Source organism: Candidatus Collinsella stercoripullorum, from assembly GCF_027669965.1.
In the GTDB taxonomy this organism is placed as follows: Bacteria; Actinomycetota; Coriobacteriia; order Coriobacteriales; family Coriobacteriaceae; genus Collinsella; species Collinsella stercoripullorum.
The window spans coordinates 40405-53905 of the sequence record NZ_JAQECM010000002.1; the positions used below are offsets into that span (position 1 = coordinate 40405).

At 64.4% G+C, this 13501-nt stretch carries 17 protein-coding genes; all 17 read left to right on the forward strand.

Annotation, left to right across the window (positions count from 1 at the left end):
• Positions 1 to 10 precede the first annotated feature (10 nt).
• The 17 genes from PHA29_RS00830 (at position 11) to PHA29_RS00910 (ending at position 13307) form a co-directional block, all read left to right on the forward strand.
• On the forward strand, positions 11 to 1225 hold the full coding sequence (locus tag PHA29_RS00830; protein WP_270847520.1) for a phage major capsid protein: 1215 nt from the start codon (positions 11 to 13) through the stop codon (positions 1223 to 1225).
• 13 nt (positions 1226 to 1238) lie between these two features.
• Positions 1239 to 1571, forward strand: a complete 333-nt coding sequence (locus tag PHA29_RS00835) for a hypothetical protein (RefSeq protein WP_270847522.1) — start codon at positions 1239 to 1241, stop codon at positions 1569 to 1571.
• Positions 1555 to 1920, forward strand: a complete 366-nt coding sequence (locus PHA29_RS00840) for a hypothetical protein (protein WP_270847523.1) — start codon at positions 1555 to 1557, stop codon at positions 1918 to 1920. The genes PHA29_RS00835 and PHA29_RS00840 overlap by 17 nt, the downstream gene beginning before the upstream one ends.
• Complete coding sequence (locus tag PHA29_RS00845) at positions 1877 to 2239, forward strand: hypothetical protein (RefSeq protein ID WP_270847524.1); 363 nt, start codon at positions 1877 to 1879, stop codon at positions 2237 to 2239. Before PHA29_RS00840 ends, PHA29_RS00845 begins: the two co-directional genes overlap by 44 nt.
• On the forward strand, positions 2236 to 2643 hold the full coding sequence (locus tag PHA29_RS00850) for a hypothetical protein (protein WP_270847525.1): 408 nt from the start codon (positions 2236 to 2238) through the stop codon (positions 2641 to 2643). Before PHA29_RS00845 ends, PHA29_RS00850 begins: the two co-directional genes overlap by 4 nt.
• Position 2644: 1 nt before the next feature.
• Complete coding sequence (locus PHA29_RS00855) at positions 2645 to 3217, forward strand: hypothetical protein (RefSeq protein WP_270847526.1); 573 nt, start codon at positions 2645 to 2647, stop codon at positions 3215 to 3217.
• Between the two features lies 1 nt (position 3218).
• The gene (locus tag PHA29_RS00860) at positions 3219 to 3374 is read left to right on the forward strand and encodes a hypothetical protein (RefSeq protein ID WP_270847528.1); all 156 of its coding nucleotides are present in this window, start codon (positions 3219 to 3221) and stop codon (positions 3372 to 3374) included.
• Positions 3375 to 3425: 51 nt separating this feature from the next.
• Positions 3426 to 3797 carry a hypothetical protein gene (locus PHA29_RS00865; RefSeq protein WP_270847530.1) on the forward strand — a complete coding sequence of 124 codons (372 nt, stop codon included), beginning with the start codon at positions 3426 to 3428 and terminating at the stop codon, positions 3795 to 3797.
• Positions 3798 to 3853: 56 nt separating this feature from the next.
• Positions 3854 to 4069, forward strand: coding sequence for a hypothetical protein (locus tag PHA29_RS00870; RefSeq protein ID WP_270847532.1), 216 nt, complete (start codon positions 3854 to 3856; stop codon positions 4067 to 4069).
• On the forward strand, positions 4044 to 6785 hold the full coding sequence (locus tag PHA29_RS00875; protein WP_270847534.1) for a phage tail protein: 2742 nt from the start codon (positions 4044 to 4046) through the stop codon (positions 6783 to 6785). The genes PHA29_RS00870 and PHA29_RS00875 overlap by 26 nt, the downstream gene beginning before the upstream one ends.
• Entirely contained in the window at positions 6782 to 7435 is a 654-nt protein-coding gene (locus tag PHA29_RS00880) for a phage tail family protein (protein WP_270847536.1), read from the forward strand. Before PHA29_RS00875 ends, PHA29_RS00880 begins: the two co-directional genes overlap by 4 nt.
• A complete protein-coding gene (locus PHA29_RS00885) occupies positions 7436 to 9952 on the forward strand; it encodes a phage tail protein (protein WP_270847538.1) in 2517 nt (838 codons plus the stop codon). It abuts the gene before it with no gap.
• 15 nt (positions 9953 to 9967) lie between these two features.
• Positions 9968 to 10123, forward strand: a complete 156-nt coding sequence (locus tag PHA29_RS00890; protein WP_270847539.1) for a hypothetical protein — start codon at positions 9968 to 9970, stop codon at positions 10121 to 10123.
• A gap of 1 nt (position 10124) precedes the next feature.
• Positions 10125 to 10517, forward strand: a complete 393-nt coding sequence (locus PHA29_RS00895; RefSeq protein ID WP_270847540.1) for a hypothetical protein — start codon at positions 10125 to 10127, stop codon at positions 10515 to 10517.
• A complete protein-coding gene (locus PHA29_RS00900; RefSeq protein WP_270847543.1) occupies positions 10514 to 11788 on the forward strand; it encodes a hypothetical protein in 1275 nt (424 codons plus the stop codon). The genes PHA29_RS00895 and PHA29_RS00900 overlap by 4 nt, the downstream gene beginning before the upstream one ends.
• Positions 11789 to 11813: 25 nt before the next feature.
• Positions 11814 to 12725 (forward strand): DUF6273 domain-containing protein, encoded by a 912-nt coding sequence (locus PHA29_RS00905; RefSeq protein WP_270847544.1) that lies wholly within the window; start codon positions 11814 to 11816, stop codon positions 12723 to 12725.
• A gap of 75 nt (positions 12726 to 12800) precedes the next feature.
• Positions 12801 to 13307 carry a hypothetical protein gene (locus PHA29_RS00910; RefSeq protein ID WP_270847546.1) on the forward strand — a complete coding sequence of 169 codons (507 nt, stop codon included), beginning with the start codon at positions 12801 to 12803 and terminating at the stop codon, positions 13305 to 13307.
• Positions 13308 to 13501: the final 194 nt, after the last annotated feature.

The window sequence follows — 13501 nt, forward strand, 5'->3', positions numbered from 1 at the left end:
AGATCTAAAAATGCCCATGACCATCAACCGCTCCGGCTCCGCCGAGCGCTTCGCCCAGGCGCTCATCAGCAACGACGCCGAGGGCATCACCCAGAGCTGGGACGACTGCATGCAGGAGATCGCGCGATCCGTCGCCGAGGACTACGAGCGCATGCACGGCGACGCCGACGCGGCCATCCTCGCGCAGCGCGGCTACCGCCAGCTCACCCAGGAGGAGACCTCCTGGTACCAGAAGTTCATCGACGGCGCCAAGGGCACGAAGCAGGCGTTCATCGACATCTTCACCAACGAGGGCGACGACGCCTTCATGCCCGAGACGATCATCGAGGACGTCTTCAAGCACCTCGAGCAGGACCACCCCATCCTCAGCCGCATCAAGTTCCAGTACGTCGGCTACTCCACCAAGTGGATCATCGACGACAGCGCCACCCAGAAGGGCGCCTGGGGCCGCATCGACGCCAAGATCACCGAGGAGATCGAGGGCGGCCTCAAGATCCTGGACCTCACCCAGAAGAAGTACACCGCCTTCGTCGTGATCCCGCTCGCGATCATCGACCTCGGCCCCGTGTGGCTCGACTCCTACATCCGCCGCGTCCTCTACGAGGCCATCGCCATGGGCACCGAGGACGCCATCGTCAACGGCACCGGACTGAACATGCCGTGCGGCTTCATGTACAAGCCCAACAGCTCCTTCAGCTCCAGCACCGGCTTCACCGCGCAGGACGCGCAGAAGGTCACCTCCTTCGAGCCCGCGTCCTACGGCGCGCTCGTCGCAAAGCTCGCCAAGACCCAGACCGGCAAGCAGCGCAAGTTCAGCAAGGTCCAGCTCCTGTGCAGCATGACCGACTACCTCACCAAGATCATGCCTGCCACGACCACCGTCACCGCCGACGGCACGGGCTACGCCCGCGACCTCTTCCCGTTCCCGACCGAGCCTCTGATCTGCAACGCCGTGCCCTCCGGCAAGGCGGTGCTGTGCCTGCTCGACGAGTACACCCTCGCCGCCGGCAGCCGCCGCAACGGCGTCACCGAGTACGACGACTCCCTCGGGTTCCTGGACCACACGCGCGCCTACCGCAACGTCAACTACTTCGACGGGCGCCCCTACGACGACACCTGCGCCGTCGTCCTCGACATCTCCGAGCTCGACCCGGCCTACATCACCGTCAAGGTCGCCGGCCAGGTCCAGACCTCCGCTGAGGTCACCGAGCTCCCCACCGCCTAGGCGGTGACGGCGCATGGCAGGTGAGGAGAACGCAACGTCCCTCGAGGCGGTGAAGCGCAAGCTGCGCATCACCTACTCCGACGCCGAGACCGACGCCCGCGTGCGCGAGATCGCGGAACAGGCCGAGGGCGAGCTCCGGTTCGCCCTCGGCATCCCCGACGACCAGAACCCGTTCGAGAAGCCCGGCGCCGAGTCCGGGCTCCTGCTCAACCTCTGCTTCTACGAGTGGAACGACGCGGGCGACGAGTTCTGGTCCAACTACGAGGGGAAGGTCGCCCAGTGCCGGGAGAAGTGGACGGTGATGGCGTTTGCTAAGGAAAACGAGGGCGATGACGTCGTTCAATGACGGCGTCCTCGACGTCTACCGAGACAAGGACATCAAGACCCCGTTCGGCGCCAAGGTCAACGCCCGCTCCGTCGACGACCTCGAGTTCGTCGTCAGGCTCGCCTACAAGGCTCAGGCGATCAGGGACCAGGACTTCACGTTCGCCGAGCGCCACGGCATGGTGCTCTCCATGAAGGTGAAGACGCATCCCGTCCCCCGCGTCGACGCGGAGTGCAGGGCGGTCATCGGGGGGAACATCTACGACATCTCGCACATCGACCGGACGACGAACGAGATGTACCTGTACCTGGAGGGAGGTGCGCCATTTGGAGGACGAGACCCTGACGCTGATCAAGCGGGCGCTCGATGAGCGCTACGACCGCGTCTACTACGGCACGGCCGCCGACCACCCGAAGGACGAGCCCTGGAACTACGTCGTCTTCTCGCGCGAGAGGACCAGCTTCGCGGCGAACCTCTCCGGCACGTCGGAGGTCTACATCGTCGCTGTCGTGCGCGAGGGATACGTCCCGACTGGGACGCTCGAGGAGGTCGTCGGGGCTATGTCGGCGATACCGGGCATGAAGCCCCTCGCGTCGTCGGACGCCGAGTACGACTACGACGTCAAGCCGAACACCAGGAGCACGGTCGAGATGATGACCGTGCGCTTCGTCAAGGGCCGCAAGAGATGAGCGCCGGCGTCCTCGAACTCGACGCCAGCCAGGTCGAAGCCCTGGCGAGCGCCGTGTCCGGGTACGGCGAGCGCGCCGAGGAAGCGATCAACGAGGTCTTGCACGACGAGGCGGGCCCGCTAATCTACCGGAGGATAAACCCTCTCATCCACCCGTCGGGCAGGACCTTCAAGGGGCACCGCGCGTCGGCGACGGTGTCCGACTGGGCGTCCTACGACACGACGAGGAACCTCGAGGTGACGGTCAGGGCCGACGCGAGCCACCGGTACCTCTACTTCCCCGACGACGGCGGCACGACCGTCCGCCACCAGGGGAACCAGCAGTTTTTCAAGCGAGGAGGCGAGTCCGCGACCCCGGAGATCGTGGAGCGGTGCCTCCGCGTGCTAACCAAGGATTGGAGCTGACATGACAGCGATTTCCACGACGGTCTTCAGCGAGTACGAGGTCCGCCACATGAACGTCATCATGCCCGACATGAGCATCGGGTCGATCAAGTGCATCGGGCAGGTCGAGGAGGAGGCCGAGGTCCGCGTCGTCACCAAGAAGTGCCGTGGCGTGGTCGCCAAGTCTCGCACGCGCGGGACGGGTTCCGGCACCCTCAAGCTGACCGGCCACATCCCCCACGAGCTCTACATCAAGCTGCACAACATGGACAGCGAGGCGAACCTCAAGGAGGGCGTCTCCGCGTACGGCAAGAACTCGATCCACCCCGTCGTCTGCATCACCGCCGACGTCTTCGACGAGGACGACGTCGAGAAGTTCAAGGCGTACCCCGTCTGCACGGTGTCCACCGGCCCCGCCCGCACCGTCGAGAACGGCGCCGAGGAGGTCGCCGAGGTCGAGATGGAGATCGCCTTCAGCCCCGACGACTACGGCGACGGCATCTACGAGGCGCTCGCCGAGGAGCTCGACCCCACGCTCAAGAGCCAGTGGATGGAGGGCTTCACGCCCGCGCTCGTCCGCGACGAGGAGGCGTAGGGTGGCCGCTGAGAAGGTGCGCGCGGTCGTCCTGAGGAGCTTCCGCGACAAGCGCACGAAGAAGGTTCACGAGCAGGGCTCCGTGATCGAGGTCACGCGCCGCCGCTTCGAGGAGATCGTGGCGACGGACCCGACCCTCATCAAGGAGGAGCAGTAACGACGGAGCGAGGGGGAGCGAGCCTCCCCCTCGCGCACATTTGGAGGACGAATGAAACCTGTCAACGGTGGCCCCGTCAAGCTGAGCACGTCCGTCGACTTCGAGCTCGCCGACGGAACCCACGTGCCGCTCACGTTCACCTGGAGCTGCATGATGCAGATCGAGGCCGGAGCCAAGGACGTCTACAAGCGATTCTCGCGCGCCTTCATGGCGGGCGAGCTCATGGACAGCATCATCACGGCCGCGACGTCCGTCTACGTCGCCTACCTCTGCGGCTACATCGTCAACAACGGGAGCATGCAGGGCTGCATGAGCGAGCGCGAGTTCCTGGACGCCATGCCCCAGGACTTCGGCCGCGCGGCGAAGGTCATCGGCGAGGTCTTCTTCCCAAAAGGGACGGAGGATTCCGAGAACCTTTCCTAGAGCGCACCGAGCGCCTTAAGCGGAAGCTGCGCGGCAAGCGCAGCAGGCGCCACGACGTGCCGGACTTCCACATAGCGACGGTCGAGGACGCCTACGCCTACTACGTCCTCGTGCTCGGGATCTCCGAGGGGATCTTCTGGCACGCGGACGTCGCCTTCCTTCGGGAGGTCGCGGCAAACAAGAACGCGTACGACTCCTGGCTCCAGGCGGAGCGCGAGGTCATGAGATTGGAGGCCGAGAAGCGGCATGGCAAGCGCAAAAAACGAGGCTAAGATCCGATTCACGGCCGACACATCGGATTTCAACAAGCAGATCAAGAGCGCCGACAGCGCCATGCGCGAGCTCAGGAGCGAGCTCAGGCTCAACGCGACCCAGATGAAGTCCTCCGGGGCTTCGGTCGAGGCGCTGACCGAGAGCAAGAGGATCCTCGAGGCTCAGGAGCAGGCGCTCGCGCAGAAGGTCGACGCGCTCAGCGGGAAGCTCGAGGCGGCGAAGAGCATCTGGGGCGAGAACTCCACGGAGGCTCAGCGCTACGCCACGCAGCTCAACAACGCCCGCGCGCAGCAGGAGAACGTGCGCGCCGCCATCGAGCAGGCGAACCAGGCCATCGAGGAGCAGACGAGGGCTGAGTCGGACGCGCGAAGCGCCTACGGGCGCCTGACGGCCGAGATCTCCCAGCAGCGGTCGCACGTGGACCAGCTCGAGCGAGCCTACGCCGACGCGGTGCTGACCTACGGCGAGAACTCGCGCGAGTGCCAGGAGCTCAGGACCGAGCTCTCGAGGGCGAGCGCCGAGCTCCGCGAGAGCGAGTCGCGCATGGACCGCGCCGAGCGCTCGGCGCGCGACCTAGCACGCGGGCTCGACGACGCCGGGGACTCCGCGGACGACGCCGGGATCTCGTTCGGCGAGCTCGCGGGCGCCGACTTCGTCTCGGACGTCGCCCAGGACCTCATCGGCACGCTCATGGGGCTCTCCGAGGAGACGGACGAGTACCGCGCGTCCATGACGCAGCTCAACAACACGTTCGAGTGGAGCGGGCGAAGCGCAGACGAGGCGCGCGACGTCTATCAGAACTTCCTCGGGCTGCTCGGGGACAGCGACGAGGCCGTCGAGGCCGCGCAGGACATGAACAACCTGGCGGACACGGGCGCCGACATCGACACCTGGTACAGCATCGCCGCCGGCACCGTGAGCGCCTTCGGGCAGGCTCTTCCCATCACCTCGCTCGTCGAGTCCGCCAACGAGTCGATCAGGTGCGGGCAGGTCGTCGGCGGACTGGCCGACGCCCTCAACTGGACGTCCATCAACGCCGAAGTCCTCAACACCAGGCTCGGGAGCGAGCACCCGGCGGCCATGGGAGCCTTCAACGCCGCCCTCGCCGAGGGCATGAGCAACGAGGACGCCATGAACGCCGCCCTCGCGGCGTGCAGCGACGAGCAGGAGCGCCAGCAGCTCGTCACCGCAGTCCTCGCGAGCCAGTACAGCGAGCTCGGCGACGGTTACCTCGACGCGACGAGCGACATCGACGAGGCGCGCCGCGCCTCCGACGACCTCAAGCAGGCGCAGGCCGACCTCGCCGAGAGGATCGCGCCCCTCAGGACGCTCGTGACCGAGTTCGCGGCGAACGGCCTCGGGTTTCTCAACGAGAACATGAGCGGGGTGGTGTCGGTCGTCATGGCCCTCGCCACCGCCTTCGTGGTGCTCAAGGGCGCCATGCTCATGCAGGGCGCTGCCAACCAGCTCGCGAGCCTCCTCAACTTCGTGAAGATGGGCATCGGCGGCCTCTCTCCGCCCATCCTCGTGGTGGCTGCGGCGCTTGCGGCGCTGGTAGGGATCTTCACCTGGGCTTACCAGGAGGTCGAGCCGTTCCGCGCCGCGATCGACCAGCTCGTCCTCACGTTCCAGCAGACCTTCGGCCCCATGATCCAGCAGCTCATGACGTACCTAGGGAGCGTCATGCAGCAGGCGATGCCCATGCTCGCCAGCTTCCTCACCACCTACGTGGTGCCGGCGATCCAGCAGTTCGCCGACTTCCTCGTGACGACGGTGTTCCCCGCGCTCCAGCAGTTCGCCAACTGGTTCACCGTGAACATCCTCCCGGTGCTCCAGCAGCTCTGGAACTTCGTCCTCACGAACATCCTCCCGCTGCTCCAGCAGTTCGCCGACTTCATCGTCACCACCGTGGTGCCGGCGCTCGGCAACCTCTGGAGCTGGTTCAGCGCGAACATCCTCCCGGTGCTCCAGCAGATCTGGAGCTTCTTCGTCGCGAACATCCTCCCGATTCTCGGGCAGTTCGCCAGCTTCGTCCTCGGGACGGTCGTCCCGGCCCTCGGGGACCTCTGGACGTGGTTCAGCAACAACATCCTCCCGGTCCTGAGCGACGTCTGGAGCTTCATCAGCTCTAACATCCTGCCGGTCTTCTCGTCCCTCGCCGGGTTCGTGACCGGAACGGTCGTGCCGGCGCTCCAGAGCCTGTGGAGCTGGTTCAGCAACAACATCCTCCCGATCGTCCAGGACGTGGGTGACAAGGTCAAGTGGCTCGGCGACCGATTCAACGACGTCGCCAACTTCATCGGCGGGCTCAAGATCGAGTTCCCGCACTTCGACCTGCCTCACCTGAAGTTCTCGGGCGAGTTCTCGCTCATCCCGCCGAAGGTTCCGAGCTTCTGGATCGAGTGGTACGCGAAGGGCGCCGTGCTGAACAAGCCGACGATCTTCGGCTCGAACGGCGGGCACCCCATGGTCGGCGGAGAGGCGGGGCCGGAGGCGGTCGCGCCGATCAGCGTCCTCCAGGGGTACGTCGCGGACGCGGTCGCGGCAGCGGACTCCCGTGGCGCCGACATGATCTGCGACGCGATAGAACGGCTCGCCGACCGCGTGACCGTGCTCGAGGTCAACGGGCGCGAAATCGCCACGGCGATCGCCGGGGACTCCGACCGCGTCGCCGGAAGGCGGCAGAACCTAGCGACAAGGGGGCTCGCGCTATGACGTGCACCAAGTCGAGCTGCCTCAGCGGCTTCACCATCGACGGAACCCACATCTCGCGCGACCTCGGCTTCGCCATCTCAGGACGGGAGCTCAGCGCCCCCGTCCTGAAGTCTGCGCGCAAGACCGTTCCGTTCACGAACGGCTCGTACGACTTCTCGATGATCTACGGGCAGCTGTTCTACGAGGACCGCGAGCTCACCTACTCATTCGACGTCATCGGGTGCTCGAAGGAGGTCGAGGCGGAGGTCGCGCGGCTTCTCGGGTACCTGTCCTCAATCCACGAGGCGGACATCCACGACGACGACCGCCCCTACTACCACTTCAGAGGCTCTTACGGCGAGGCTGAGGTCGAATGGGACGAGAGCGGCGAGGCCGCCACCGTCACCGTCACGTTCCTCGTCTACCCGTTCCTGATCTCTGACGACGTCTGCGAGAAGCGGGTCGAGGTCGGAGACAACGTCATCGAGAACCACGGCCAGCCGGCGCGCATCACCGTCGTGCCGGACGGGACCATGACGATCCAGATAGGCGCGCTCAAGCAGACGTTCAGCGCCGAGACCGTCGCCGACATCGCCCTGGGGCACGGCGAGAACACGGTCAAGGTGACTGGCGGCGGCGGAGTCCTCAGGTGGCACGAGGAGGTGGTGTAGGTGTACCTGGTCACCCTGCGCATCGACGGGGTCCCGGTGATCGCCCACAGCACCTTCGAGAGGGTCGCGGACGCGAAGGTCGTCAAGGAGAAGAACGCCATCCCGTCCTTCGAGTTCAAGATCTACCCGGGCAGCAGGGCGTACGGCGCCATCACCCACTACACCACGACCGTGACGTGCCAGCGCATGAGCGACGGAGCGATGGAGTTTGAGGGCAGGGTCATCTCCGCTGTGCCCTCCATGGACTCGGACGGCTCCGTCTGCAAGGTCGTCACGTGCGAGGGTCTGGAGGGCTATCTCTGCGACTCCGAGCAGCCCTACACCGAGGAGAGGACCTGGGAGGGAGACGCCGAGCGCACGGGGCTCCAGGAGTTCGTCGACTACGTCCTGGACAACCACAACTCCCGCGTCGAACCCGAGAAGCGCGTGTACCGGGGCATCGTCGACGTCCCGACCTTCAAGACGACCGACAACGTCACCAAGGGCACGAACTTCGAGCGAACCTTCGACCTCTTCCAGGAGAAGATCGTCAAAGTCTTCGGCGGAGAGTGGAGGGTGAGGCGCGGCGACGACGGCCTGCTCTACCTTGACTACCGGGACATGCTTGGCACCGTGAGGGAGACGCCCATACGCGTCGGCCACAACATGGAGAGCGCGTCGCGCGAGCCCGACCCAGAGAGGCTTATCACGAGGCTCTACCCTCGAGGCGCCAAGCTGAAGCGCACAGAGAAGGACGAGGACGGCGCCGAGCGAGAGGTCGAGACCGAGGAGCGCCTGGGCATCGCCGAGGTGAACGGCGGGAAGCCGTACATCGACGACGAGAAGGCCATGGCCGACTTCGGCATAATAGAGGGGCACGCGGACTGGGACGACGTCACCGACCCGCTGAACCTCATGACGAAGGCCGAGGCGTGGCTCGAGGACAATAACGCCTTCCCGGTTTCGACCGAGGTGTCTGCGCTCGACCTGTCTCTCATAGGCATCGACCCAGACTCGTTCGCAATCTACGACTGGTACCCGTGCTACAACGACCTCATCGACCTCGACGAGAAGCTGGAGATCGTCAAGCAGACGATCGACATCAACGACCCGACGGCGTCGTCGTTCGTCCTCGGCGAGAGCACGCAGACCCAGTCGAACAAGATCGCCGCCCTCGAAGGTCTCGCCGGAGAGGTGGAGATCGTCAAGTCGCAGAGCCACACCACCGTCATCAACCTCGAGAACAGCATCCGCTACACCATGTCCGCCATCCAGGTGGCAGAGGACAGGATCGTCTCCACGGTGGGCGAGCAGATCGTCCAGACGACGGAGCGCATCGACGGCGAGATCACCGTCATCAAGTCACGCGTGAGCACCATCGAGCAGACGGCGACCCAGATCATCCTCGACGTGTCGGTCCTCGAGCAGTCCCAGAGGGAGATGAGCTCGCAGATCGCGCTCATGCCGGACCAGATCATCTCGACGGTCACCGAGGGCTACGAGGCTTACGTCGACGGCGAGATCAGGACGGTCAACACCGCCATCTCGGAGGTCGTCCAGAAGGCGGACAGCATCGAGAGCACGGTCCAGGGGCTCCAGGCGGCCTACGGCACGTGCACCACAGCCGCCGCGACCGTCGCGAAGACCGTGTCGGCGGCGAACTTCAGGCTCTTCAAGGGCGCGACGATCTCGGTCAAGTTCTCCTACGCCAACACGGCGGCCAACCCGACCATGAACGTCAACGGCACGGGGGCGAAGCGCATCGTCGACAGGTACACGAACTCCGAGGTCACCTGGAACGCCGGCGACGTCCTCTCCTTCGTGTACTCGGGCACCTACTGGTACATCTCCGACTGCGGCTCGAAGTCCCAGATCAAGCAGCTCCAGGACAGCATCACTCTCAAGGTGAGCAAGGGCGACGTGTCGAGCCAGCTCTCGGTCGAGAGCAGCGCGATCAGCATCACGTCGAACCGCTTCTCGTGGAGCAGCACCTACTCGTCAATGACGAAGTACGGGGCGCTCACGTGCACGAGCGGCAAGATCGGCGGATTTACCATCAGCTCGTCCTCGATCTACAACGATCTGATGACGTTGTCGTCCAACGGCCTCACTCTCTATGACACGCCCAGCGGTGGCACAAAGGAGCTGATGGGCGGCATCGGAACGAACAACTACACGGGAAACCCGAACATCAACGGCCTCGTCTTCGATCTGGAGACGCAGGGAGACTACATGACATGGGCTTCCAGGATGAAGTCGAGCGACACGAGCTACACCTACCGGCTCCTCTACACGCGCACCGCCTTCTCGTCCTACGCCGCAGATTCGCTGAACGTTTCGTGCCGGCTCGACGTCTGGAGCGAGAGCTACTGGCACAACTGGACCGCGCACGATTTCTGGTTCGACGTGGAGAGCGGGGGCGCGGACGGTGGAAAGACATTGACCACCGGATCGGGCTCGTCGCTCGGCACCATCAGATTGCAATCTCCGAGCGGTACCTACTGGGACGTCAACGTGAAGCACGGAATCATCTGCTAGTGAAGGGAGGGGCGTGTGGAGGTTAGAAGTGTCGACAAGGACGGCCCAAAGCCAGAGCAGGCCACGGTTGACGAAACCGTCCCCGAGAGACGCGGGGCAGATCTGGAGGTAATAAACGACAAACTCGACATGGTGCTCAAGGCAATGGGATTATCTTACGAAGGGAAATGACATGATTAAGAGCCTGCACGTCTCCCAGGCCGAGGCTGCTAGCATGGCCACTTCGGTCGAGCCGTTTTGTGACGATCGTGGGCTGCTCGGGTTCGCTTGCGCGAGGAACATGCGCAAGCTCGCCGACGCCTGCCTCGAGTACATCAAGATCAGGGATTCCGCGCTCAAGGAGTTCGGCGAAGGCGTGATCGACGCCAACAACCGCGTCGTTGGGTACCGCATCGGGCCCGAGAGCGAGGGGTGGACCCGCTTCAAGGATAGGATGGAGCCCTTCGACGGCCTGGAATGCGACGTGGAGATCATGACGGTGCCTGCCTCAGAGGTCATCGGCAAGATCTCCGGCCGCGAGTCTCTGACCATCGACTGGATGATCGAGGAGGTCGACGGCGCATGATCTACCCACTCAGGGTCGACGACAGGGTCATCTCCCACCCCATGCACGACGACGTCATCCAGAATGGCATCGAGTCTGACTCCATCCAGGTATCGTTCGACGGCGAGTGGATCAACCTGGGAACTTGCCGCGCGGTCTTCGCAAACAGCGAGGCGACCGTCGCCGTGCTCTTCAGCGCAAAGGCATCGGTTACCATCGACATCCCATGGGAGGTGTTGGAGCGCCCCGGATGCCTTTACGTCACGTTCGTCGGCTACCCGTCGAGCGACAGCCGAATCGTCACGCGCATGATGGATCGACCATTCAAGGTGGCGCCGAGCGGCCGCATCGAGGGCGACGAGGAGCGCGAGCCGACGCTCGACGAGGCGGCGGTCATCCTCGAGGCGGTGCGCCAGGCGCTCGAGGACGTCGAGAAGACCAACAAGGAGATCGACTCTGCCGAGTCGGCGAGGGCCACAGCCGAGAAGACGAGGCAGTCCAACGAGTCGACGCGCCAGAAGAACGAGACGTCGCGCGTCGAGGAAGAGAAGAAGAGGGCTGAGGCCGAGAAGGATAGGTCTACGGCTGAAACCTCAAGGGCGAGCGCAGAGGAAGGGCGCGCGAGCGCGGAGAAGGAACGGCAAGGCAACGAGTCGGGACGGCAGAAGAGTGAGGCCGAGCGAGCGGAGAGCGAGGGATCACGCGCCGAGGCGGAAGCCATCAGGGCAAGCGAGTTTGATGCCCTAAAAAGCCAGTTCTCCGCATCCGTCTCCGCCTCGAACGCGGCGACGCTCGAGGCGAAAGCGGCGGCCGCCAGCGTCGACGAGGCGATTAGAGAGGCCATCGGCAGGGCGTCCTCGATCGGCGACCAGAGCAAGGCAATCGACACCCTCGCCAGGAGCGTGTGCACGAGCGGGATCTTCGTGAGCGGAGCCTGGTACGTGAAGGCGTCTTCAGTGTCGTTCGGGCAGGGAAGGCTGACCGTGCACGGGTCAGGGCTCAGCATGGGGCGCATGCTGCTCCCATCCACCCGATGCCAGGCGTCGAGGGCGCTTGAGATCGCTCGAGACGCGCTGTCGACATCTACGGAGCTCGCCTCGATCGTATCCGTTATCACTTCGAGCATCGACGCCATCGTCGATAGCCTGAAGACGCTCGCCCGACACGCCGGAAGCTACCCGTTCCGGATCGGGAAGTCAATGTACGTGCGAGGGGTTACTTACTCCTCGAACCGGCTGACCATGCCGACCGCATCTTACGAGGGCGGTCGCATGAAGATCTCGGACATGTAACTTTAGCCAGCAGAAGGGAAGACCAATGGCAACAACCTACGAACTTAACGAGTTCATCGACGACGAGGGTAACATCTACGACTTCTCCGACGACGAAGCCCGGCGCATCGCCTCGAGCGCCCTCGACCTCGCCGAGGAGACGCGGCTTGCGGCGAACGGCATCGGCGAGATCTGTGAGGACTACGTCTGGCTCGGCGAGAACATCGCCACCAAGTTCGCCGAAGAGATCGGGTCCACCGACCCGATCACCTGGCTCAAGCAGCGGGCCGCCGACGGCGACTTTGACGGGCTCGAGATCGGCATGTACCTGCCGGTCACCCTCAACGACGGCAAGAACACCCAGATGAAGTACCAAATCGCGGGATTCGACCAGTATTACGGGGTCGGCGACACGGTCAACGGGCACATGATCACGCTCGTGCCCGCCATCGTCTACCCCGAGAACGTCAAGTTCAACGCGACCAACGACAACAACGGGTCGGCGGAGGAGACGACGCCCTGGCGCAACAGCGACCTGTTCGAGTGGATGAACACGACGTTCTACAACTACCTGCCCGCAGCGTGGAAGAGCGCGCTCAAGGACATCCGCGTCTACCAGGCCATCCGCTACTCCGAGAGCGGCAAGCTCACCGACGACAACGGCGGCGCTTGGATTAGCCTCGGCAAGGTCTGGGCACCCTCCGAGATCGAGGTGTGGGGCTCCGTGCGCTTGTCCTCCCCGCACAACAAGCCGACGCTCATCGCGTGCACGGACAGGAAGCTCCCGATTTTCGAGAACGGGCGCACCGTCATCCGCTCCCGCGCCTACTGGTGGGGGCGTTCCGTTGCGGCTGGTTCTTCGACCTACGCCTGCGGTGTCAGCTACTACGGCGGTTCGTACTACACTGCCGCGTCGTATGCCTCCGTCCGGGCTTTGCCGTGCTTCCACATTGGCTGATACAATCAGCCAAGTGCCCGACGCCCCATGCGCCCCGCCTCGCGCGGGGCGCTCTGGTAAGGATAGGAGGCGGTTGTGAGCAACGTGCTCAAGAGGAAGCGGAACGTCAGCGACCGCGAGTTTTACGCGAACGCCATAAGGATCAGGGTCGAGGTGACCAAGCTCGTGTGCTCGGAGTCGGTCGTTCCGAAGAAGTACCGGCTGATACTGGGCGTGCCCATGGTGCAGACCGCGAAAGACCTCGTTGACGACGTGGTTCGCGCCGACTCGTTCTACCCGAACACGGCGCACGGCGTACTGTGGAGGCGTCACTACCTGACGCTCGCCATAGCAGACTGCCACCGCCTGGTACAGGACGCGCAGACTCTGAAGGACATCGGCCTGTCCGTCAACCTCAACCGCATGATCGACCTGGCTGACATGATCGACCGGGAGATCGCGCTGCTGAAGGGGACTAGGAAGTCGACGCGCCTCACCGGGGACGCCACGATAGCCGAGCGCATCGAGCGGGCGAGATCGGACATAGCCGAGCTTGAGGAGCTTGCGGACGACATCGCAGGATCGAGACCGAGCATAGGGTAGAATCGCATGGTGCGTTACGGCTTGCATAGCGCGCCAACTGGTGGGAGCGTTCCGTTGCGGCTGGTTCTTCGACCAACGCCTGCAATGTCAGCAACAACGGCAATTCGAACTACAATGCCGCGTCGAATGCCTCCATCCGGGCTTTGCCGTGATTCCATGCCATGGGCCAGACCGAGTAGGCGGCGAGCCGAAAG

Coding starts and splice junctions, on each gene's coding strand:
- PHA29_RS00830 (WP_270847520.1), top strand. CDS start 11: ATGCCCATGACCATCAACCGCTCCGGCTCCGCCGAGCGCTTCGCCCAG.
- PHA29_RS00835 (WP_270847522.1), top strand. CDS start 1,239: ATGGCAGGTGAGGAGAACGCAACGTCCCTCGAGGCGGTGAAGCGCAAG.
- PHA29_RS00840 (WP_270847523.1), top strand. CDS start 1,555: ATGACGTCGTTCAATGACGGCGTCCTCGACGTCTACCGAGACAAGGAC.
- PHA29_RS00850 (WP_270847525.1), top strand. CDS start 2,236: ATGAGCGCCGGCGTCCTCGAACTCGACGCCAGCCAGGTCGAAGCCCTG.
- PHA29_RS00855 (WP_270847526.1), top strand. CDS start 2,645: ATGACAGCGATTTCCACGACGGTCTTCAGCGAGTACGAGGTCCGCCAC.
- PHA29_RS00865 (WP_270847530.1), top strand. CDS start 3,426: ATGAAACCTGTCAACGGTGGCCCCGTCAAGCTGAGCACGTCCGTCGAC.
- PHA29_RS00875 (WP_270847534.1), top strand. CDS start 4,044: ATGGCAAGCGCAAAAAACGAGGCTAAGATCCGATTCACGGCCGACACA.
- PHA29_RS00880 (WP_270847536.1), top strand. CDS start 6,782: ATGACGTGCACCAAGTCGAGCTGCCTCAGCGGCTTCACCATCGACGGA.
- PHA29_RS00895 (WP_270847540.1), top strand. CDS start 10,125: ATGATTAAGAGCCTGCACGTCTCCCAGGCCGAGGCTGCTAGCATGGCC.
- PHA29_RS00900 (WP_270847543.1), top strand. CDS start 10,514: ATGATCTACCCACTCAGGGTCGACGACAGGGTCATCTCCCACCCCATG.
- PHA29_RS00905 (WP_270847544.1), top strand. CDS start 11,814: ATGGCAACAACCTACGAACTTAACGAGTTCATCGACGACGAGGGTAAC.